This is a genomic window from Litoribacter ruber (genome assembly GCF_018500185.1).
In the GTDB taxonomy this organism is placed as follows: domain Bacteria; phylum Bacteroidota; class Bacteroidia; order Cytophagales; family Cyclobacteriaceae; genus Litoribacter; species Litoribacter ruber.
This window is the reverse complement of sequence record NZ_JAHBGI010000005.1, coordinates 271083-292762: the sequence shown is the minus strand read 5'-3', so window position 1 is coordinate 292762 and position 21680 is coordinate 271083. Positions and strand designations below refer to the sequence as shown.

Genomic DNA, 21680 nt, shown 5'->3' with positions numbered 1-21680 from the left:
CCAATTTATAACTAATACCTAATGAAAAAGTCAATTTTGAAATTTTGGATGATGGGAGCTCTCCTTGCTGGCGCAATAGCCTGTAGTGATGAGCAAAACCCGGTAGTCGATCCTGTGGAAGATGATCAGGATCAAAGTGTAGAGCCTACACAGGACAACATGTTCGGTGAGGTAAGCGGTGTTTGGGCTGCTAATGAAACCTACATTGTAACTGGGGACATTGTCATCCCTGAAGGCGAAAGCTTAACCCTAGAGGAAGGGGTAACTGTGATCATGGATGGCGATGGCCGTCAAGGCAGCAGTCCTGAAATCGTGGTAAGAGGTAGCCTTTATTCTTACGGTACCGAAAGCAACCGCGTCAGAATCACCGTGGCTGAAGATAAAAGGGTGCCTGCCAATCATTTTGCAGGTCTTTGGGGTGGTATTTCCACGACCGAAACAGTACAGGACTTGGTGTTTGAATACACAGATATTGAATTTTCAGGAGCTCCTGGCGAGGCCCACAATCCGATTGTACAAGAAGGAGAAATTGATGAGGGAGAGCCTCGTTACGCTATTTATATGCAGGATGACGGGTTGACATCAAACCTTATCCTATGGCACACCAGAATTGCATACTCCAAGGATGATGCAATCAGATTGAACGGTGCTAAGACTTTGATCGCGCACAGTGTCTTCGAATTGAACGGTGAGACTGGTGGAGAAGCCATGAATGCTAAGTCTGGAACAGTAGGTGACTTCTGCTTCAACTTGATGTACGGCGTAGCAACCAATGGATTGAAGGTAGCAAACTCTAAAGGTAGAGAGCCTCAGGCTGACAACTATTACTATAACAATACCATCGTTAATTCTGGCTGGAGAAGAGCCCAGTCTGGTAGAGGGGGATCTTTGAACTTCGAAAACGGAGCAAGAGGTTTGTCTTTCAACAACTTGGTAGTGAATTCTAGATACGGTTTGAGAATGGTTCCACCGGATAATCAGCCAGATCTTGCCAATATCACTTATGGTCACCAGTTTTATTACGGTGATGAGGAAATCATTGTAGAAGAGTTTTATCCTTCAAATGGTACTATCGGTAGAGAAGGTGGACAAGCCATCCCTGCCTCTGATGTAGCTGGTGGTGTAGCTGAAAACGATCCAATGTTCGTAAATTACCAACTTGGACAAGGTTTCAACATTGAGGCTGCCAGAGAAGGAAGCTCCACTGCTCCACTGGGTAACGCTGACTTCAGACTCCAGGCTGGTTCTCCAGCATTGACAGGTGCTTACACAGGTTTTGAGCCAAGATATGCTTCTTATGAAGTGAATGGCAAAACTTACGAAACTCCTCGTCCGGCTGAATTCTTCGGTGCCTTTGGGCAGGGAAATTAATATTTCGAAATCATATTTTGATTATTCCCAATGATGCCAAAATCCTATTTTTCTTTGGCTGGCAGGACGGAAGGCCGAAGATAACTGCATCCTAGAGTCAGACCAAGATTCTGGCAGTTTAAAGGTTAACTGATGCTTGCGGATATACATATTAAATCAATTTTAAATGAAAAGGGGTTCTATGTGCATAGGGCCTCTTTTTTTATATCATGAAAAAGTTTTCATTAGTATTCTTAGTCTTTTTGCAATTTTGCATACAGTCTCCCGAGCCGCAGCTGGATGAATGGGAGCAGTGGGAGCCCTTCCAGTCGGAATATGCATTGAATGAGTTGGAGCGGGTTTCCTTTTTTGTGGATGAAGGCATTGCCAAAGGGATGTCTACCTTGACAGAAGCTTCAGGATTGGCTTACAGTAGGAAAAATCCCGGTTACATTTGGACCCATCAGGACAGCGGGAATGATAATTTGATTTTCTTGCTTGATGCCAATACCGCAGAGACCGTCGCTGCCTATAGAATCCCGGGGATCTTCAACCGAGACTGGGAGGATATGGAAATAGGTCCTGGGCCTCAGGATGGCGTTGATTACATCTATTTGGGCGAAATCGGAGATAACCGACAGGCTTTTTCTACTTACAAGATCTACCGATTTGAGGAGCCTCTATTTGAGGAAGCGCACAGAGGAGAGGTAGTTGCCTTGGAGTGGGATTTTGATACCATTGAGTACAGGTATCCCGACAAGAGCCATGATGCAGAAGCCTTGATGGTGGATCCGGTCACCAAGGATATCTACATCGCCACCAAACGCGATTTCAGGGCTATGGTTTTTGTGGCCCCGTACCCCCAGCCGGTGGATGAGCTCATGACCCTCACCCACGTGGGCAATTTGGGGTTTACACGGGCTTTGGCTGGTACGGTGTCGGTAGATGGAAATGAAGTGCTCATCAAGGACGACGCAAGGATATTTTATTGGCAACGGAATGAAGGAGAGAGCTTTGCCAAAATGCTCGCCCGAACGCCCAAACTTGCCCCCTATAATCCCGTGGAACCACAAGGGGAGGCTGTTTGCTTTGATTTGGATGGCGGATATTTCACGCTAAGCGAATTCAGCAACGGTATTGTGCCCGTACTTTACCATTATCCTAGGTAGATTGCTCTTTCGATAGAAACGAAATTAGATTTTAGAAGCAGGAAAGTTTTCTCTAATATTACATTCGGATTTGAAAAATTTGAAATGAATATTCCCAAAGGAGCAAGCTTGGCTGGTTTTATCTTCTTTTTTATAGCGCATATCAGTTTTGGCCAGGAGAAATCCGGGCCTTCATTTATGATAGGGACCAAGGCCTCCTATATCAATAATACTTGGAGAGGTACTTACAATGAATCCTTTGGGATGTATGGGGAGGGAAATTTTCCTTTGCTTCGCAAAAGTGACCTCAATGCCAGGCTTCAGTTTGGGGTGGACAAGACCATGGGGTGTGATGCCAATTGCCGCTCGATGTGGTTTCTGGCGCCAGTATGGGGTGGGGTGGGTTTTCAGAAAGACCTTTTGGTTTTGGAAAGGCACCTTTTCTATGCGGGCATTGGGGCAAAGCATTACTTTGGCGCCAACAATCTGGAAACGAATGAGCTGGAGGATCCCAGCCGCCTGATTTCAGGGCGTATTTTGATGCTCAACCTGACTGTGGGCTATTACCTGCCGGGAAATCTGCCTTTCGTGGTGAAGTACAGTTTTGATGGGGAGCAATTTTATCGCATAAATAGTCTATCCCTTGCCTGGAGGTTTGAATAATATTTGAGGATAATTCCGTGACGCTTAACGTTTTTTAATCTCTGAGGTGGAAACTAGACTTATAAAGGTGGCGTTGATTTTGCATAATGGGAAAATATGAAACTGTTTATCACGGACCTTATTCTTAAGCTTTTCTTTTTGTTTTCGCTGGTCCCTTTTGTCTTATCAGAAAAGGTGCAGCAGCGCTTTGACGTGCGGCTCAATCCTTTGGTAGAGGATTCAATCTTCACTACCGGGGAAAAGGTGGGGGAAGTGGACTCCAAAATGCTCGCAGAGGCCAGCGGGTTGGCAGTGTCCCGGATCCATCCTGGCTTGCTCTATTCCCATAATGACCGTGGAGGTAAACCTGATGTGCATATGATCGATTCCCTTGGGCGCCACCTAGGCATGATTCGCCTAGAGGGGGTGAAAAACCGGGATTGGGAAGATATTGCCATAGGTCCAGGGCCTGAAGAAGGGGTGAATTATATCTATGTAGGTGAAATAGGGGATAACGTTTCTGAATTTAAGAGTATCCAGGTGCACAGGTTTCCAGAACCTGCAGAAATCCAGGAAAGGCTGACCGTGAAGCCGGAAACCTTTACCTTTTCTTACCCCGACGGCCCCAAGGATTCCGAAACGATGATGGTGGATCCCTGGAATGGTGACCTGTATTTGCTTTCCAAACGAGACTCAAGTAATACCCTTTACAAAGCCCCCTACGAAAAACTCGGCCCAGATCCAATAGTGTTGGAAAAGGTAATGGAATTGCCGATCACGCTGTCCACAGGTGGAGATATATCAGCAGACGGCAAGGAAATTCTCATCAAGAACTATTGGGTGGTGTACTACTGGGTAAGGCAGGAAGGTGAAACCCTAGAAGAGGCCCTTGCCCGCAAAGCAACTCAGTTGCCCTATAAGCCAGAACCGCAAGGAGAGGCGATAGCCTTTACCCCTGATGCCGGCGCATATTACACCCTGAGTGAAAAAAGTTTCCGAATAGACCCTATTCTCTATAAATATTCCCGCAAGTCCTCAGGCAAATAGTTGGCTGTCTAGATCCTATTGCCTTAATTCGAAGTCTCAAATTCGACAAGCTCCCTATGCCCCAAATCACATCCGCTGTATTGATGGTTCGTCCTGCTGCTTTTGGTTTCAATCCAGAAACGGAGGATTCCAACATTTATCAAAAGCGGGATGACCGGCCGGCAAGGAATATACAATGCAAAGCCCTGCTGGAATTTGACTGCAGCGTTGCGAAACTTCAGCAGAAAGGAATCCAGGTAATGGTGGTGGAGGATAAACTGGAGCCTTTGACTACCGATGCGGTGTTTCCCAACAATTGGTTTTCCACCCATGCCGATGGCAAAGTACTCCTATACCCAATGGCCTCGCTCATGCGGAGATTGGAAAGGCGGGTTGATATTATTGAAATGCTGAGTGCCAGGGGGTATAAAGTGGAGGAAATCATTGACCTCAGCTTCTTTGAAAATGATGGACAGTTTCTGGAAGGAACAGGCAGCATGGTGTTGGATCGGGAAAATAAGGTGATCTACGCCTGTTTGTCAGACCGCACGCATCCCTTGCCGTTGAGTTATTTGGGTGATATGTTGGGGTTTGAAGTAGTGAGTTTTTCCGCCTCCCAACGGCATGGAGACAGGAAAGTCCCGATTTACCATACCAATGTCATGATGCATGTGGGCAGTAAAGTGGCCGTAGTATGTCTGGATTGTATTGACCAGCCCAGTGTGGCCATGAGGATCAAAGAGAAGCTCCAGCAATCGGGCAAGCTGGTCCTTCCGATCAGTGTGCACCAAAAGTTTGCCTTTGCCGGCAATATGCTCGAGTTAAGCAATGCGGATGGGCAGCACTTCACAATATTATCCCAATCGGCTTTTGACAGCCTCAAGAAGGGGCAAAAACAGTTGTTGGAGAAATATACGGAGCTTATCATTTTTGACATCCCCACCCTTGAAAATCTCGGTGGGGGAAGTGCCAGGTGCATGATTGCCGAGATTTTCTTAAATAGATAAAATCATTAATGCAGGCTGCCGATCAGCACCCTCGGCACCTTGATGGTTGTGACTGTGATGTTTCGTTTTTCAGCATTGATGCGGAAGTTTTCAATCACCTCAAGCACATCGTAGTCGATTGATTTGGAATTGCTCCCGTCAATGATTACCTGCTTGCCATCCTCAATTCCATCCAAGGCTTTGATTAAAGCGCCTTTATTCAGAAAACTTACCTCCTCAGCCAGCATAATGTGGACAATGGCGGGGTTTTCACCCGGCTGGGATTTAAAGAAATAGCTGTTTTTGAAATTCCGCATGATGATATAGACAATCGCCACAGCCATGCCCAAACCGATACCTTTGAGCAGGTCCGTAAACACAATCCCGACTATGGTCACAATAAAGGGCAGAAACTGGTCTAGGCCAAGCTTGTATTGAATCTTAAAAAGGGAAATCTTGGTCAGTTTGTAACCGATCAAAAGCAGGATAGCCGCCAAACTGGCCAATGGGATCAAGTTTAGTAGCATGGGGATCATCATAGCGCTGACGAGTAAGAGTATGCCATGGAAGATGGCCGAAGCTTTCGTTTTGTTGCCGGCAGTTATGTTGGCCGAACTCCTTACGATAACCGCGGTGAGTGGAAGGCCTCCAATCAGGCCATTGATCATGTTTCCGGTGCCCTGGGCGATTAGCTCGCGGTTTGGGGGGGAGATCCTTTTGTAAGGGTCGATTTTATCGGCAGCCTCCAAGCTGAGCAGGGATTCCAAGCTGGCAATAATGGCTATGGTAAAGGCAATGACCCACACTTGGGGCATAAAAAAGCCAGATAAGTCGAAAGTTGTCAGTTCGGCAAAGAAACCCTCGATACCGGATATGGCCGGAAGTTTGACTTTTTGGGTATCAATATAAAGCTGAGGTACAAAGAACTTGAAGAATTTATTGATTCCCACTCCAGTCAACACCACCAGCAGGGGGCCGGGGATGTAGGTCAGCACTTTGTTTTTTTTGACAAAGGGTCTTTCCCACAACAACATGATGGCCATGGAAACGATGGTGATGATCAGCGCACCATAGGAAAGTTCATGGGTCAAATTCCCCAGATCCTCTACGGCTTTGAAATCATTCACAAAAGGAATAAAGGCCGCTAGGTCAGAGGTGGTATTGACTCCAAAAGCATAGGGGATCTGTTTGATGATAAGGATAATGCCAATCCCAGCCAGCATTCCTTTGATTACAGAAGTAGGGAAATAATACCCGATGATACCAGCTTTCAAGTACCCCAAGGCAATCTGCATGGCTCCGGCCAGGAAGACAGCCGTGAGGAAAAGTTCAAAAACCTGCAGCTCGGTGATGGCATTGAGTACGATCACGGTGAGTCCTGCGGCCGGTCCAGAAACGGAAGTGTTTGAGCCAGAAAGAAAGCCGACCACAATGCCGCCCACAATGCCGGCAATAATACCGGAAAACAGGGGCGCGCCTGAGGAGAGTGCAATGCCCAGGCAGAGGGGCAGCGCTACCAAGAAGACTACCAGCCCAGCCGGTAGGTCAGATGCCAGGTTTGAAAACAAGCTGAATTTCGTTGCTTTATTCATGATCAGAAGGTTGAAATGGGTAAAGATGGGCGCAGGTAAGTTGTCAGACCTGCAAAAAGTCCAGAAGGGTGGTGGTTAAAACAGCAGTGTTTTAATTGGGTAGTCCATTTGATTGATTCTTTGTGGATCTCCTGTAAAAATAGAATAATTATTGAAAGTTTGGTGGGGTTTAGGGGGAATTTATTTGGAGACGGAGGACGGAAGACAGGATACGGAAAACTTAAAAATTGGTCACCAAGGACACTAAGTTTCTAAGTAAGTATGAAGTACGAAATTTGAAGTGCGAAGAACATACAGCCACTTCGACGAAAAAGACGGGAGATGGGAGAAGACGGTTTTGTGAGAAAAAAAGGCCTTCCGGTTTGTCGGGAGGCCTTTAAAGGTTATTTGCCGGTGTAGTTGAACGGCGTGATTTGTTGAAGTTCTTCTTTGATTTCATCGCTTACATTGAGGGTGGTGATGAATTCCTTTATAGAGCTTTCAGTGATTTTGGAATTGGTACGAGTAAGTTCTTTGAGGGCTTCATATGGCTTTGGATAGGCTTCTCTCCTCAAGATGGTCTGAATGGCTTCCGCCACCACTGCCCAATTGTCTTCCAAGTCCGCATCTATTGCTGCTTGATTCAACTCCAGTTTTCCCATTCCCTTTTTCAAAGACTCGAAAGAAATAAGCATATGCGCCAATGGTACACCGATGATTCTTAAAACCGTGCTGTCGGTAAGGTCTCTCTGCAATCGGCTGATGGGAAGTTTGGCTGCCAGGTGCTCCAATAAGGCGTTGGCAATTCCAAGGTTTCCTTCTGCATTTTCAAAGTCGATCGGATTGACCTTATGGGGCATGGCCGATGAGCCCACTTCACCTGCCTTGATCTTTTGCTTGAAGTAATTCATGGCCACATATTGCCAGATGTCTTTGGAGAAATCAAGCAGGATGGTGTTGATGCGTTTCAGGGCATCAAATTGAGCGGCCAGGTTGTCATAATGCTCGATCTGTGTGGTAGGGAAACTCCTTTCCAGGCCGAGGTATTTGCTTACGAAATTTTCGGCAAATCCGTGCCAGTCATTTTCTGGATAAGCGATGTAGTGGGCATTCATATTGCCGGTAGCCCCACCGAATTTGGCAGAATACGGAACCTGCTTCAATAGTTCCAGTTGCTTTTCCAACCTGTTGGCAAATACAAGCATTTCCTTGCCAAGCTTGGTAGGAGAGGCCGGCTGACCGTGCGTTTTAGCCAGAAGGGAAATATCTTTCCAGTCCGTGGCCATCTTTTTTATCCCGGCCAAAACTTCATCAAAGGTTGGTAGGATGACTTTTTCCAAGCCTTCTTTCATCATCAGAGGCGTGGAGGTATTGTTGATGTCTTGGGAGGTCAAGCCAAAATGTATGAATTCCTTATACTGCTCCAGACCCAGCCGGTCAAATTTTTCCTTTAGGAAATACTCCACGGCTTTCACATCGTGGTTGGTGGTCTTTTCAATTTCTTTGATGTTCTGAGCGTCCTCCTCATTGAAATCGGCAGCGATTTTGCGCAGCTTACCGAAAAGAGAGGAGTCCACTTTTTCAAGTTGTGGAACGGGCATTTCACACAATGCGATAAAATATTCCACTTCCACGTGGACCCTATATTTGATCAGGGCAAATTCGGAAAAGTAATCGCGGAGAGATTCTGTTTTGCTCCCATACCTACCATCGATGGAAGAGACTGCAGTCAGCGTATTTAAAGTCATGAGTTTAGCTTGATTGGTTATTGACAGTACAAAGTTAAATCAAAAGGATAGAAATGGGGCACAAAGTTGAACTAAGTTAAAAAGAACTAGCGCATAGGGGGCGGGGGTGAAAAAAAACACAGATTACACGGATTTCACAGAAGGGGGCAAAATTCGGTCACAAAGTCTCTCAAAGTTTTAATTAAGTCGCACAAAGTAAAATTAGGCACTTTCTTTATACCCTCGACACTTTTTCTCTGGGACCTCTGTGCCTCTGCGGTTTTTTATTAATCGTCTTGTCGTCCTTGGTCCTTCGTATTTCGTACTTGTGAAAACATCTGTACTCTGAGATGTTTTATTAAAGGGTGAATGAATTTTTTATGTATAGAGTAACTATTATCATGTTTTTTCTATTTTTTCTAAGCCTTCAGGCCAGGGGGCAGACGGATCCGGATGGGTATGAATTTGAGGTGGAGATTTTTGAGATCGATGATGACATCAAAATTGATGGACGATTGGATGAGGGAGCTTGGGGCAGGGCCAAGAAAGTTACCGGCTTTATCCAGCAATTCCCTGACGAAGGGGACCCGCCTGCAGAGGAAACTGAAGTCAAAATCATATATGACCAGCGAAACCTATATATAGGAGCCAGGATCCACGATACCACAGAGAGTCCGCATATCATTTCTTCCCTGCAGCGAGACTATGATTTTTTTGAAAATGATGCCTTTGGGGTTCTTCTTGGCCCCTATGATGATGGGGCCAACGGTTTCTTTTTTGCTGTGAATCCTTTGAATATCCAGCTTGAAGCTTTGGTGACCAATGGCGATAATCTTCAGGAAGTGTAGGACAACCGGTGGACTTCTGCGGTGCAGGTATATGATGACTATTGGGAGGTCGAAATTGCCATTCCCTTTAAAACCCTTAGGTTTAATGAGGGTACAGATTATTGGAGGATAAATTTTATCCGGAATGACCGGAAGAATTTCCAGGCCTCCAGTTGGACGCCGGCTCCCATCCACCAAAACCTGATCAATTTAGCCTTTACCGGCTATATGCTGTGGGAAAACCCTTTGAGAAGTCGAGGACCCAATATTTCGGTCATTCCCTATGTGGCAGGTAACACCATGAAAAACCATGAAGCCGGTACCCCCTCGGAGCAAGGGGCGGCAGCCGGCTTGGATGCTAAAATAGCGGTAACCCCTGCCCTTAACCTGGACCTGACCCTAAACCCTGATTTTTCCACCGTGGAGGTAGACCAGCAACAGACCAATTTGGACAGGTTTGAGATTTATTTTCCCGAAAGGAGGCAGTTCTTTCTGGAAAATGCTGATTTGTTCTCTGATTTCGGTTTTACTTCCATCCGGCCATTTTTTTCAAGGAGGATCGGGATTGCTACCGATAGCTTGGGGCGGACTACTGAAAATAGGATTATTGGCGGAGCGAGGCTGAATGGGAAGATTGGGGATAACTTTCGGCTGGGGCTGCTGAACATGCAGACCGCCAGGGAGGAGGGTGTGGGATTCCCGGGGCAGAACTTCACCGTGGCTACCTTTCAGCAGAAAATGTTCTCCCGATCCAATATTGCCGGAATTTTCGTCAATCGGGAAACGACCAGCAGACTGGAGGGAGGCACATCCTTGCCAGATTACAACAGGCTCATCGGGCTCGACTATAATTTGGCCTCTCCAAACGATAGGTGGAATGGGATATTTTTTGTCCATAAGACATTTAGTCCGCACCTAAGTGGGGATGACTATTCCCATGCGAGTTATTTGAGATACAATACTAGGAGATTTGAAATCACCTGGAACCATGAGTATGTGGGTGAAAACTTCAATGCCGAAGTAGGCTATGTGCCGAGGGTGGGGTACTGGAGATTGGAACCCAGTGCGGAGTTTAGGATTTACCCCTTGGGGACTGCGGCTCAAGTGCATAAATTCAAAGTCTATTATGATCTATATAAAGACAGTAATTTTGGATTAAAAACCGACGAGAGGTTTACCTTCAATTACCGGATGGAGTTCAGGAATACGGCCTATTTGAATTTCAGGCTTTACAATGAATTTATTTACCTCTTTTTCCCATTTGACCCCACCCGTACCGATGGGGAGCAACTCTCGGAAGGCACTACGCATCAATACACCCGGGCAGGGGTGACTTTTGTGTCGGATGTAAGAAAGCGACTGAACTTTTACGCCAGTACTTACTATGGTGGTTTTTATAACGGGACTAGGGCATATTTCCGAAACGAGATCATCTACAGGGCCCAACCCTATGGGTCAGTTTCCCTTTTTGCCGAATTCAACAGCATTAATCTGCCAGAACCGTATAACAGTGCAAACCTCTGGTTGGTAGGGCCGAGGTTTGAGATCTCCTTCACCGAGGAGCTTTTTCTCAGTACTTTTATCCAATACAACAACCAGATTAATAATATCAACCTCAACACCCGTTTTCAGTGGAGGTTTAAGCCTGTTTCGGATCTGTTTATTGTATATAGGGATGATTACTTCCCCAACCTGCAGGTCAAAAACCGATCTGTTGTGCTGAAGTTGACTTACTGGTTGAATTTGTAGATAGAGAGAAAAAATGGGTCACGAAGAAAAAAATGGGTTACAATGAGGGCACAAAGGGGAATTGAAAATTAGGAATGAGGAATTAACGGTGCCTTTGTACCTAATTCTCCATTCAAAATTAATAAATTGGACACAAAGGGCTCCAAGGAAAAGAAGGGCACAAAGAAATGGACTGAAAGGAAAAGGATCACCCGTCACGCCTGTGCGCCGTGGAGTACCCCACTCTCCCATTCATGTACCAAAATTAGGGGGTTCAAACTTTCTTTTGCCGAAAATAATTCTTGAGGGTTTTGGGGTGGAATAAATCTATACTTTTGCGGCATGGTAATGAGGTTAGGAATCTTTTTGGTGATGTTTTCCATGCTGTCCCCGGTTTTGGCTGGGAAGGGTGATAAGGATAAAAGAAGGCCATTTGAGATGAATGTGGTCAAGACCGATCAGGAGATGAGGATTGATGGGCAGCTGGATGAGGATATCTGGTCTGAGGTGGATGCCGTGAGTGGTTTTGTGCAGCAATTTCCCGATGAAGGTGACCCCGCCACGGAGATGACCGAGGTAAAGATGGTCTATGATGACAACTTTTTGTACGTTTCGGCGGTGATGCATGATAAGACTCCTGGAGCCAACATCGTTTCCTCTCTGAAAAGGGACTTTATTTTTGCCGATAACGATGCCTTTGGCGTCATCCTAGGCCCCTATGATGACGGCAACAATGGTTTTTTCTTCTCTGTAAACCCTTGGAACATCCAGCTTGAAGGCTTGGTCAACAATGGGACCTACGTTTCTGAAGTATGGGACAACCGCTGGTATTCGGCCGTGCAGCGGTATGAGGGATATTGGACTGTGGAAATAGCCATTCCCTTCAAGACCCTGAGGTTTACGGAAGGCACCGATTATTGGAAAGTCAATTTCATCCGAAATGACCTCAAAAACTTTGAAACATCCTCCTGGGTGCCAGTGCCTATTAACCAACGGATTACCAATTTAGCTTTTACCGGATATATGAATTGGGAGCATCCCTTGAGGAAAACCGGCCCCAATATCGCCTTGATCCCTTATGCTGCTGGAAATACGGCGAAGGATTTCCAAGGCGGCACTCCTTCCGAACAGGGCGGTGCGGTAGGTATGGACGCCAAAATTGCGGTGACACCATCATTGAATCTGGACCTGACCGTCAACCCTGACTTTTCCACTGTGGAGGTGGATCAGCAACAAACCAACCTCAATCGTTTTGAGCTTTATTTCCCGGAAAGGAGGCAGTTTTTCCTGGAAAATGCCGACTTGTTTTCCTCTTTTGGGTTTCGACAGATTCGTCCCTTTTTCTCGCGGAGGATAGGTATTGCCACCGATAGTATGGGGAGGTCTTCAAACAACAGGATACTTTATGGAGCCAGGCTAAATGGAAATGTTGGGGACAATCTGAGGGTAGGTCTATTAAATATGCAGACCGCCCAAGAGGATGCGATAGGGTTTCCAGGCCAAAACTATACAGTGGGGACGTTTCAACGCAAGGTTTTCAGTCGATCCAGCATTGCCGGGATATTTGTCAACCGGCAGACCACCCACGTTTCGGAGAGTGGCACGAGCATGCCGGAGTTTAACCGGATGGTAGGGGTGGATTATAACTTGGCCTCGAGTGACAACAAATGGAACGGCAAGTTTTTTTACCACCAGAGCTTTAGCCCCCACAAAAGAGGGGATGAATATACCCATGCGTCTTATTTGGGGTACAATACCAAGAACTGGCATATCATGTGGAACCATGAGTATGTGGGCGAAAACTACAACGCCGAGGTGGGTTTTGTGCCCCGCCGAGGATATTGGAGACTTGAGCCGAGCATACAGTACAGATTTTTCCCGAAGGGGAAAAAAGTGCTACAGCATAGCTTCAGAGTAAGTTACGATGCTTACACAGATCGGGATTTTGGAATGCTGACAGATGAGTGGCGGACTTTTAACTACCGCTTGGAATGGAAAAATACATCTAGCTTGAATTTTAATCTCTTTAACGAGTATGTGTATTTATTTGCTCCATTTGACCCTACGCGGACGGGCGGTGAGAGATTGGCAGCAGGGACGGATTATAGGTATACCCGTGCCGGGGTGACTTACACGTCCGATACACGGAAGTTTTTCAATTACAGCATGCAGGTGTATCACGGGGAATATTTTAATGGCGATAGGTTTTATTGGAGGACAAACCTGAACTATAGAATCCAGCCCTATGGTAGTATTTCCCTGTTTGCGGAGTACAACAAGATTGACATGCCAGCCCCCTACAACAGTGCCGACCTATGGCTGGTGGGACCAAGATTTGAAGTTTCTTTCACCGATGAACTGTTTTTGAGTACCTTTGTTCAATATAATAATCAGATTGATAATCTAAATATCAATACTAGATTCCAATGGAGGTTCAGGCCGGTTTCGGATCTGTTTATCGTTTACACGGATAATTATTTCCCGGAGTACATGCAGGTAAAAAACAGATCGCTGGTCTTGAAGTTAACCTATTGGATTAATGTTTAATTAAGAAATATGCTATGCGAAATAGGGAAATAAAGGAATGCGGTACCTATTTCCTTATTTCTCTTTTAATTTATATTGCGCAAATGTTCAACTTATTCAGGAAAAAGAAAGAAGAAAAACCGAAGGGTAGCCAGTACCTTTCGCTGAAAATAAGAGAAGTGGTAAGGGAGACCCCAGATACGGTCACCCTATTTTTTGAGCAGCCAGAGCCTTATTTGGATTATAAGGCGGGTCAATTTTTGACCGTTATCCTGGATATCGATGGCAAGGAAGTGAGGAGGAGTTATAGTCTTTGTACCTCACCCTTCATGGATCCCCACCCTGGTATTACGATCAAGCGGGTGAAGGACGGGCTGGTTTCCAATTTCTTGAATGATAAAATGTTTCCCGGCAAGACGATTACGATTCTCAAGCCGATGGGGAATTTTACCACTGATTTGCATTCCAAAAACAGACGGCATTTCACCATGATTGCTGCTGGAAGCGGAATCACCCCCGTGATGGGGATCATCAAATCCCTACTGGTAAATGAACCAGAGTCCAAGATAACGTTACTTTACTGTAGTAGGTCCGAAGATCAGATTATCTTCAAAAAGCCTCTTGAGGACCTGCAGGGAAAATACCCTCAACTTGATGTGGTGCACAATCTTACCCAGCCTAGTGATAGCTGGAAAGGGCTAAGGGGCAGGATAGATGCTGAAAAGATCAAGGAAGTGCTCTCCACCCGTGCTTACCCTGAGGCTGAAAGCAAAAAGTTTTACCTTTGCGGTCCGGAAGCTCTGATGGCTACGGCCAAGGATACCTTATTGGCTATAGGGGAGCGCAAGGAGGATATTATTCAGGAGAGCTTCTACACTTCAGCTTCGGAAGATGCTGGTGATCCTACTGCTCAGGGAGTAGGGGAGGTGCCAGAGTTGGCCCGTACCGTTTTGGTGATGCTGGAAGGACAGGAATACAGCTTTGAAGTCACGCCTGATAAGACTATCCTGGAGGCCGGTCTTGATGAGGACCTGGACATGCCATACAGCTGCCAGAGTGGGCTGTGTACCGCCTGCATGGGCAAGCTGGTATCGGGTGAGGTGAAAATGGATGAGGATGCCGGGCTTTCGGAAAGCGAAAAAGAGGAGGGATATATTCTTTGCTGTGTTTCCAGACCGATGAGTGGGGATGTTAAAATAGCTATAGAATAAAAGAATAACCGCAGAGGACCAGAGGGCGCAGAGAAGAATTATTTTTGTGTTCTTTGTGTCTTTGTGGCTCAAATATAAGATGGAAAAATTAGTTAATCTAAAAGCCAGGTTCCGGGTGCTTGAGCGGAATGTACTCATTCTTACAGGACTGCCTTTGCCGGCATTTGCGTTTGCATATTTGCACACCAACAGCCCAAATATGGAGTTGAATCTGCCGGAATTACCTGTTTTGTTGGGGACAGTACTGTTGAGCTTGGTAATTGCATTTTTGGTATTGCAGTGGTTCAATTTCCACCAAGGGATCAAGAAAGTCAGAAAAAGCGAAATTTCTCTTGAAGAAAAAGTGGACAGGTATTCAGTTCTGACTATGCAGCGGTTTTACAAGCTCTTTTTCATAGGTTTTGCCTGTGCCATTGGTCTGCTGTTTTATGACAGTGCAGGCTTTACGATCGCCTATGCTGTAACCTTGGTGTACGTCTCCCTTGGCAAGCCTACCCCCGACCGCATCGCCAAGCTTTTGAGGCTTAAGGGCGAGGAAAAGGACTTGATTTACGCTATTAATCAGCGGGAGTAGGGGTTTCCCTTACTTCATTATTCGTCATTCGGCGTTCATCATTCATTATTATTTAAATATCGAATAATGAACAGTTCTCTTTTTCTATTGTATAAGCTCAAAAGTGTGGATTACAATTTCATCCTCTGAGATCCCTTCTTTTTCAGGATGGTTGGCTATAAGGTTAAGACCATTTTCGGTAATAAATGATAAATGGGGTAAATAGGTGTTTTCCTTGACCTTGTGTTCGGCAATCAAATTGAATTCTTTGTCGAATACATTGACAATAAAATATGGAAGAAATAAGCTGTAATCCATCCAATTGGCATTTTTAGGTAACTCTTCCCCAGGCCAGGCCAGCTCATAAAAAACATCACGGTAAGGATCATAGTGGAATGAGTGAGAGGCAGAAGTCCTGATCAATTCATTCATGTACTGGTCCACACTTTTGGAAGTGGCTCCTTCTTCATACTCATTGGAGTATTTGGTCAAAAGCGTGGAGGGAAGTTCTATGATTTCAGTTTCTTCTGATTTTATGTCATAAATATAAAGCTTTCTACTATACAGGTGTTTGAAATAAAGTTTGCCATCATGACTACAGATAGCGCTTTGTGATTTTTGCTTTTGTCCCTCAATAAGTTCACTGCCATACCGGAATGATAATGGAGAAATCGTAGCTTCACTTATGTCCAAGTGCAGGAAAGGGATGTATTCATTTAAAATTTGTGAACTCAAGGATTCAAAGGCAATGTAATTGGGAGGACTTTGGAAAAATAGCTTACCGTCCGATACGGTAAATTGCGTTCCATATCTGCTTAAAGAACTTGTGGGGGAATAAATTTCTGTGGGGTGGTCATAATCGAATTTGTTAAGCAGTTTTCCCTCATTATTTACTAAGGAGATTATATTTTTGTGAGAGGCAGGTATAAAAATACTGTCCTCCGAATGTATATGAAAGCCCAAAACATTCCCGATTCCATTGGGTCCTTCATATTCATATTTAAGCCATTGTGAAGACCTTCCTGTCTCCAAATCAAATTTACTGATTGAACTTCTATTTTGATTCCACCAGTAAAGATTGCCTTCGTGATATTGGACCGCAAAGGTGCTGGGGTCCACGTTGCTGCCAATTTTGATTGACAGACTATCGGATAGAATTAAAGAGTAGGCTGGTGAAATTTCTGAATTTTCACAGGAAACCAAAAATGTCAAAGAGAAAAATAAAATAATTGCCTTATACATTGTTTTATATTTAAAGGGAGGATAATTACCCTCCCTAAATTTAATTATTCTACTACAGGGCCATCATCACAACTTGGCTTTTGTATTGCACAATATGGACCAGTTGCCAGGTTTTCGCACGAAAATGTAGTTTCATTCCAAACCCACCAATCACTTGCATTCACGTTAAGTGTTAAGCCAAATGATAATAGTGAAACTCCCAAAATTAGTTTTACTTTTTTCATAGAACAAAGAATATGTTAGTGATAAAATATTTACAAATGCAATATGTTTTTTTTTTTTTTTTTAAATTGATGCAAGTGTTAGTTGAATTTTTTTATGAAGAAAAATTGGTTCACCCCGCTTTATAGTTAAATTAAAAATAATCAACCCAAATAACCATTAGGAAGAAGGTGCGAACTTTTCGGTAATGGGTTCTGCTGATCATGGTTTTGCACTGTTGGTTCTCCAGTGGCTCAATTTTCATCAGGGCATGAAGAGAAACCTTAAAAGCGACTTGCCCCTAGAGGATAAAATGGCGCGGTATGAAGTTTTGACCGCCCAGCAGTTTTAGAAGCTGTTTTTTGTCGGCTTTGCCTGTGCTGTGGGGCTTTTGTTTTTCCAAAGTGCCGGTTCTCCCTTGGCAAGCCCACCCCCGACCGCATCGCCAAGCTGTTGAGGCTGAAGGGGGAGGAGAGGGATACGATGTATGCTATTAATCAACAGGAGTAGTTTTTATTGGCAGGTTTCTAAAACTTCATTTATTTACCCTCGGCTCCACCCACAGCATCGATGCCGAAACCACAATCAACCCTAAAATCCACCAAGAGGATAAAGGCTTTTTTTCTGTAAGTATTTCGGTGCCACGAAGAGGGGGTTGGCTTCTAAGAAAGTGGGAAATAAGTTGGTTTTGGTGGACTTCCTTAAATTCATTTGCATGAATGTAAATCTCCAAGGAATCCGAAAGAGTGACCCAGCCATTCCCTGCAGGAATCCACTTTCCTTTTGTAATAAATGAATTGATGGGTGAACTTGCCATAAACACCGTGTCCTCATCGGCAATGAGTCTATTTATAGGATTGGAGGAATTGACCTCGATCTCGGTTGCAAATCCTTCAAAAACAGGCTGCTTTAGAGAGTAGTATTCGCCTTCTATGGGGCGCATAGGATCCAAGATCTGGCTCCAGATCTCACCATAGCGGACTGTGTCTCCTTGAAATGCTATGGGGAAGGTGTTTTCCAGTAGGCTGATCCCCACCTTTGCACCGCCCAATTCCTGATATGCCACAGCCCCATCATAGAATTCCCATTGGTTGGGTTTTTCCGCAAAGCGGAAAGGAAGTGAGGTTAGGTTACTTCCTACCTGCCTATTGCCTTCTTGGCTCACCCTGCTTAGCTGGAATCCCGTGCCCAATGCCCGGTTGATCTGTAAAATTTGGGCCTCGGTATTTTCGAAGTTGGTAAACAGTATGCTCGCACCCTCTTCCACTGCCTCGCTGAGGGCTGCCGTGTTGGCCATGCTGGGCTCAGTGATGTAAAACTGGATTTCCTCCCCACTAGTCTCTGCCAGTTGCTGCGCCTCAGCGGAGGTTTGGATGCTGCTGCTCAGATTTTGTCCCTGTGTGCCCAGCCATTCTGCCAATCGGCGGTTTTCCATGTCCGGATAGCTGAAAAGCAATTTGTAATGGATAGGTGCATTAGGTAAGGCAAAATACCTGACCAGGCCTTTCTCTTCGCCATTTACCCTAAGGCTAACCTCGTTTCTGCCAGTGGCTTTTGCCAGAAACTGTAGTTGAAATGACTTATCCCCCAAGATTAATTGAATGCTATCCAGCCTATCATCGCCCATATGAATACTGATCTCAGTGTCTTCTGCCACTACAATATTTCCTCTCACATATTGGCGTTGGCCCTGTCGGAGAATTCCCTCCCATTCAAGGTGTGAGAACACTCCGTTTTCATAAGCTCCCGTCCATTGTACACTTGACCCATAGAGCTTCGCTAAATCTTTGGCGTCAAAGTCATGTCCCAGTAAGTATACATCTCCTTTGCCTTTAAAATCTTCAATTGGAACCAATGTTTCTATCTTCAAGCTATCGCTGTATTGCTGGGCTAGGTCTTGGGAAATGTTTGGTGCATATACCAAGGCTTGCTGCCTAGGGTTTTCCTTTTCTATATAAGGAGCAAAAATGAGTAGGGCAATACTGAGTAGGAATATAACATTCAACCCTAGGCGGATGAGTTTTCTTGGTGTGGAAAGCCGCTTGGTGTTCAATACCCACATCACCTGAAGGGCTAAAATTACTGCCATCAAGAGCAACAACAATACGCTCCAGCCCGCGTCAAAAGGAAACTCGAAATTTATCATGGCAGGTTTTTCCATAAGTTTCTTTCCAGCTGTTTATTTCCACGGCTTTGTTTTGGCCGTGGTTGGTTTTTTAGAAAAGTGGTCAATTTCTGTTGTAATTTGGCTTTTTCATCAAAAGATAGCGCTTCTCCGCTTGCGAGCTTTTGGAGGCTGATGAGCTGGTTCCAGTCGTCCATGCCGGAAGTCTGCATCCGCACAGTCCAATAGTTGCCGAATTCCCGTACTACCTGCCTGTCGGCTTCAGCAAGCGTTTCTCTTTCCAGGAACCCAAGTATTTTTGCCGCCAATTGCGCCGTTTTTTCGGTGTCAAACTCCAGGGTTTTTAAGTCTTGGACATGGATTTTATCCAAATCCCCTGAAAGCCGCTTTTCGGCTTCTTTGATTGGGGGGGGATCAAAACCCGTCCGCCTTACATAGACTCTTGACTTTTGCTGCACCGACTTGAGCAGCTCCAAGGCTTTGTTTTGGTAAGGCAATGCTTTCTCGGGCTCAAACATCCTCAGATGCAATTCTGACTGCCACATGTTTTCCAAGGCAGCCTTAAGAATACCTCTGGTCGATTCTTCAAAGAAAGTGTTCGTCTCATCATCCTCATGGGCGTGGATGAAGTTTTCCAGCAGATTGCCCAGCCCACCGTCATCTTTACTTTGACTATTTGTTTCCTCATGCTCATGGCCGTGCCCGTGGTCATGCGAATGCCCATGGTCAGGCTCATGCTCACCTTCTTGGTCGTGCTTGTGCATAAAGCCTTCCAAAAGGTCACCGTCTCCATCAGCCATCGGGTCTCCGCCCCCTGCGCTGCTCTCAAATTCTTCACCCAAGTATTGGCCATAGCGCATACGCAACAGCTTTTGGTCATAGCCGATTTCATTGGAAGTGGAGTTGAATGCCTTTTCTGCCTTTTTGCCCCTTTCTGCTATAAGCTTTTCTGTATCTATTATGATCTGCCGCTGGCTGCGGAAATACTCGGGTAGCACCTGTACGGCCATGGTGGTGAGTTCTGCCTCACTCATGGCCGTGGTATCGCGGTATTTGATGAAAAAGGTCTCTGACCGTGCCGTGTTGGCTTCAGGCTGTCGGTTGTCCCTTGCCGCCCAGTAATAATACAGCTCATCTCCCGGCCGGAAATTTAGCGCTTTAAAATCCAGGGTCCTTTCCATTTGGGCACTCTTGAAATGGGTCTTTTCAAAAGGGATCCTAGTCTCCCTGAATTTCACATTTTCACCCGAACCCCTTGCCAGCGTGGCCACCAGGTAAACCTCCGTGACCAAAAAGTCATCACTAACTTTTGCTGATAGGGTAGTCCTCTGTTCGTCACGGATGGAATGGTAGGTGTACACCTCTTTCTGCTTGGGTTCAATTACCGGCGCCTTGTCCTGTATGACTTCAATCTTATGGAATGGCGTCCTTAAATGCTCCTCTTCTCCCTGAAATACCTGAATGGAATAGATTCCCGATGAAAGTGCTTTTTCCCTGAGGCTGAAAGAGCCATCCTTGGAGGAAAAACTCAACTTTTCTCCGGCTTGATTTACCAAGTCAACCTGTAGATCATCTGTCCAGTTGAAATCCAAGTTCCACTCCACCTGGCTACCTGCCATTACACTTAGGTCCATTTCCCGCTGCTTGGTTGGCTTCAGCCCGGTGTAGGGCGGAGGGGTGATGTGGATGGATGTTTTCTCTAACTGTAGGGCAGGCCGCTCGTTGCGATCGGCAGGGGAACTGCTGCTGATGAATGGTTGGTTTTCCTCAGTGATTTGATGTTGGGGTAAATAAGAGCTCAGGAAATAAATACCTACAGCAAAAATTAGCAAACCTAAAAACGGGATAAGGTTTTGCTTCCACACGCTAGGAATGATGGTGTTGCCTACTTTTTGGTTGAGCCTTTCAAGTTGGAGTTGCTCGGCGATGGTCAGCTGGTTTTTGCTCAGCAGATCCAGGCTATACTCCATTTGGTCTATGTTTCGGTGCAAAATCGCCAAGGCGCTTTCCCTTTGAGCAGCAAAAGCCCCAAAGACATAAGACAAGCCCATAAAAACCAATCCTGCCAAGCTAACAGCCACCCACTCGGAATCCAGAAACGCAAAAGAAAGTAACCCCAGAACAGAGGCCATGAGGAAGGCCTTGAGCAGGGCATTGGCTCGTAATTGCCATTGTACTTTTTCTATGGATTTCCTAAGTTGGTTCAAATGGGGGATATGGGGTTAGGGTTGAATATTCTTATTTGATAGAAGACGGAAGACCGAAAGCTTACGCCTACTACGTATATAACAAAGTGAAAAAATAATCATTCCAGCTCATAAATGCAGGTAATTTTTTTCAAACGGTGTCAAGAAATTTACCTTGGGAAAAAAATGCGAAAAAATACGGTTGAGACAAGAAAAAATACGTATATTGGAGAAAAGGAATAGATATGGGTATCGTCAATGATTTTCAGGTAATGTACGAGGTGGATCGGGGGGTATCCATTTCTCGCTTTGATATGCTTTTGGAGTCTTCCGGCCTCCAAAAGCAGGTTTTGGCGGGTTTGATGGGCCTCGATCCCCGCACCATCGATAATTACCGCAAGGCCAATAAGCGATTTGGAGCTTTGGAAGGGGAGTTGCTGCTCAAGCTTCATGGGCTTTTTGAATTTGGCCAGGAGGTGTTTGAGGGCAAGGATGCCTTTTTGCAGTATCTTTCTTCTCCCTCTTATGCCTTTCGCGAAAAACGCCCCTTGGATATGCTCAATACTTTTACAGGGGTGGAGCTGGTTTCCCGCGATCTTCACAAGATAGCCCATGGTTATGTAGCTTGATT

18 protein-coding genes are annotated in these 21680 nt (G+C 45.4%); 12 read left to right on the top strand and 6 right to left on the bottom strand.

Translation table 11 applies throughout. The features are described 5' to 3' along the window. Nucleotides 1–21 precede the first annotated feature (21 nt). The 5 genes from KIH41_RS09730 to ctlX all read left to right on the top strand — a co-directional run bounded on the left by KIH41_RS09730 (nucleotide 22) and on the right by ctlX (nucleotide 5173). On the top strand, nucleotides 22–1371 hold the full coding sequence (locus KIH41_RS09730) for a hypothetical protein (protein WP_214162272.1): 1350 nt from the start codon (nucleotides 22–24) through the stop codon (nucleotides 1369–1371). Between the two features lie 209 nt (nucleotides 1372–1580). Continuing rightward, complete coding sequence (locus KIH41_RS09725) at nucleotides 1581–2519, top strand: hypothetical protein (protein ID WP_246539053.1); 939 nt, start codon at nucleotides 1581–1583, stop codon at nucleotides 2517–2519. A gap of 84 nt (nucleotides 2520–2603) precedes the next feature. Then, complete coding sequence (locus KIH41_RS09720; RefSeq protein WP_214162271.1) at nucleotides 2604–3161, top strand: hypothetical protein; 558 nt, start codon at nucleotides 2604–2606, stop codon at nucleotides 3159–3161. A gap of 96 nt (nucleotides 3162–3257) precedes the next feature. Then, entirely contained in the window at nucleotides 3258–4187 is a 930-nt protein-coding gene (locus KIH41_RS09715; protein WP_214162270.1) for a hypothetical protein, read from the top strand. A 56-nt stretch (nucleotides 4188–4243) separates the two neighbouring features. Beyond that, nucleotides 4244–5173, top strand: a complete 930-nt coding sequence (gene ctlX, locus KIH41_RS09710; RefSeq protein ID WP_246539051.1) for a citrulline utilization hydrolase CtlX — start codon at nucleotides 4244–4246, stop codon at nucleotides 5171–5173. A gap of 5 nt (nucleotides 5174–5178) precedes the next feature. Here the strand turns inward: ctlX and KIH41_RS09705 are convergent, their stop codons facing one another. Then, nucleotides 5179–6744: a SulP family inorganic anion transporter gene (locus KIH41_RS09705; RefSeq protein WP_214162269.1), complete on the bottom strand. Its 1566-nt coding sequence runs from the start codon at nucleotides 6742–6744 to the stop codon at nucleotides 5179–5181. A gap of 383 nt (nucleotides 6745–7127) precedes the next feature. Continuing rightward, nucleotides 7128–8471, bottom strand: coding sequence for an adenylosuccinate lyase (gene purB / locus KIH41_RS09700; protein ID WP_213944735.1), 1344 nt, complete (start codon nucleotides 8469–8471; stop codon nucleotides 7128–7130). Between the two features lie 359 nt (nucleotides 8472–8830). Here purB and KIH41_RS18145 point away from each other — a divergent pair, with 359 nt between their 5' ends. From KIH41_RS18145 to KIH41_RS09680, 5 genes are all read left to right on the top strand, one after another. Next, a complete protein-coding gene (locus tag KIH41_RS18145; protein WP_246539050.1) occupies nucleotides 8831–9298 on the top strand; it encodes a DOMON domain-containing protein in 468 nt (155 codons plus the stop codon). Between the two features lie 21 nt (nucleotides 9299–9319). Continuing rightward, nucleotides 9320–11026: a DUF5916 domain-containing protein gene (locus KIH41_RS09695; RefSeq protein WP_317194935.1), complete on the top strand. Its 1707-nt coding sequence runs from the start codon at nucleotides 9320–9322 to the stop codon at nucleotides 11024–11026. 327 nt (nucleotides 11027–11353) lie between these two features. Beyond that, nucleotides 11354–13552, top strand: coding sequence for a DUF5916 domain-containing protein (locus tag KIH41_RS09690; protein WP_246539047.1), 2199 nt, complete (start codon nucleotides 11354–11356; stop codon nucleotides 13550–13552). Between the two features lie 83 nt (nucleotides 13553–13635). After that, the gene (locus KIH41_RS09685; RefSeq protein WP_213944736.1) at nucleotides 13636–14742 is read left to right on the top strand and encodes a ferredoxin--NADP reductase; all 1107 of its coding nucleotides are present in this window, start codon (nucleotides 13636–13638) and stop codon (nucleotides 14740–14742) included. A 79-nt stretch (nucleotides 14743–14821) separates the two neighbouring features. Beyond that, nucleotides 14822–15316: a hypothetical protein gene (locus KIH41_RS09680; RefSeq protein WP_213944737.1), complete on the top strand. Its 495-nt coding sequence runs from the start codon at nucleotides 14822–14824 to the stop codon at nucleotides 15314–15316. Between the two features lie 84 nt (nucleotides 15317–15400). On the opposite strand, the gene KIH41_RS09675 is transcribed toward KIH41_RS09680, so the two are convergent. Both KIH41_RS09675 and KIH41_RS09670 read right to left on the bottom strand, forming a co-directional pair. Further along, nucleotides 15401–16537 (bottom strand): DUF4221 family protein, encoded by a 1137-nt coding sequence (locus tag KIH41_RS09675; RefSeq protein WP_214162268.1) that lies wholly within the window; start codon nucleotides 16535–16537, stop codon nucleotides 15401–15403. Between the two features lie 44 nt (nucleotides 16538–16581). Then, a complete protein-coding gene (locus tag KIH41_RS09670) occupies nucleotides 16582–16761 on the bottom strand; it encodes a hypothetical protein (protein ID WP_214162267.1) in 180 nt (59 codons plus the stop codon). Nucleotides 16762–16946: 185 nt separating this feature from the next. Between KIH41_RS09670 and KIH41_RS09665 the strand changes: the two genes are divergently transcribed. Then, nucleotides 16947–17090 (top strand): hypothetical protein, encoded by a 144-nt coding sequence (locus tag KIH41_RS09665; protein WP_214162266.1) that lies wholly within the window; start codon nucleotides 16947–16949, stop codon nucleotides 17088–17090. A gap of 183 nt (nucleotides 17091–17273) precedes the next feature. Here KIH41_RS09665 and KIH41_RS09660 read toward each other — a convergent pair whose 3' ends face one another. Beyond that, nucleotides 17274–18884 carry a hypothetical protein gene (locus KIH41_RS09660; RefSeq protein WP_214162265.1) on the bottom strand — a complete coding sequence of 537 codons (1611 nt, stop codon included), beginning with the start codon at nucleotides 18882–18884 and terminating at the stop codon, nucleotides 17274–17276. Continuing rightward, the gene (locus KIH41_RS09655; RefSeq protein WP_214162264.1) at nucleotides 18881–21070 is read right to left on the bottom strand and encodes a hypothetical protein; all 2190 of its coding nucleotides are present in this window, start codon (nucleotides 21068–21070) and stop codon (nucleotides 18881–18883) included. Before KIH41_RS09655 ends, KIH41_RS09660 begins: the two co-directional genes overlap by 4 nt. 224 nt (nucleotides 21071–21294) lie before the next feature. On the opposite strand from KIH41_RS09655, the gene KIH41_RS09650 reads away from it, so the two are divergent. Beyond that, complete coding sequence (locus tag KIH41_RS09650; protein ID WP_214162263.1) at nucleotides 21295–21678, top strand: antitoxin Xre/MbcA/ParS toxin-binding domain-containing protein; 384 nt, start codon at nucleotides 21295–21297, stop codon at nucleotides 21676–21678. Nucleotides 21679–21680: the final 2 nt, after the last annotated feature.

Coding starts and splice junctions, on each gene's coding strand:
- KIH41_RS09675 (WP_214162268.1), bottom strand. CDS start 16,537: ATGTATAAGGCAATTATTTTATTTTTCTCTTTGACATTTTTGGTTTCC.
- KIH41_RS09665 (WP_214162266.1), top strand. CDS start 16,947: ATGGGTTCTGCTGATCATGGTTTTGCACTGTTGGTTCTCCAGTGGCTC.
- KIH41_RS09650 (WP_214162263.1), top strand. CDS start 21,295: ATGGGTATCGTCAATGATTTTCAGGTAATGTACGAGGTGGATCGGGGG.
- KIH41_RS18145 (WP_246539050.1), top strand. CDS start 8,831: ATGTATAGAGTAACTATTATCATGTTTTTTCTATTTTTTCTAAGCCTT.
- KIH41_RS09670 (WP_214162267.1), bottom strand. CDS start 16,761: ATGAAAAAAGTAAAACTAATTTTGGGAGTTTCACTATTATCATTTGGC.
- KIH41_RS09715 (WP_214162270.1), top strand. CDS start 3,258: ATGAAACTGTTTATCACGGACCTTATTCTTAAGCTTTTCTTTTTGTTT.
- KIH41_RS09660 (WP_214162265.1), bottom strand. CDS start 18,884: ATGATAAATTTCGAGTTTCCTTTTGACGCGGGCTGGAGCGTATTGTTG.
- KIH41_RS09725 (WP_246539053.1), top strand. CDS start 1,581: ATGAAAAAGTTTTCATTAGTATTCTTAGTCTTTTTGCAATTTTGCATA.
- KIH41_RS09685 (WP_213944736.1), top strand. CDS start 13,636: ATGTTCAACTTATTCAGGAAAAAGAAAGAAGAAAAACCGAAGGGTAGC.
- purB (WP_213944735.1), bottom strand. CDS start 8,471: ATGACTTTAAATACGCTGACTGCAGTCTCTTCCATCGATGGTAGGTAT.
- KIH41_RS09730 (WP_214162272.1), top strand. CDS start 22: ATGAAAAAGTCAATTTTGAAATTTTGGATGATGGGAGCTCTCCTTGCT.
- ctlX (WP_246539051.1), top strand. CDS start 4,244: ATGCCCCAAATCACATCCGCTGTATTGATGGTTCGTCCTGCTGCTTTT.
- KIH41_RS09720 (WP_214162271.1), top strand. CDS start 2,604: ATGAATATTCCCAAAGGAGCAAGCTTGGCTGGTTTTATCTTCTTTTTT.
- KIH41_RS09705 (WP_214162269.1), bottom strand. CDS start 6,744: ATGAATAAAGCAACGAAATTCAGCTTGTTTTCAAACCTGGCATCTGAC.
- KIH41_RS09680 (WP_213944737.1), top strand. CDS start 14,822: ATGGAAAAATTAGTTAATCTAAAAGCCAGGTTCCGGGTGCTTGAGCGG.
- KIH41_RS09690 (WP_246539047.1), top strand. CDS start 11,354: ATGAGGTTAGGAATCTTTTTGGTGATGTTTTCCATGCTGTCCCCGGTT.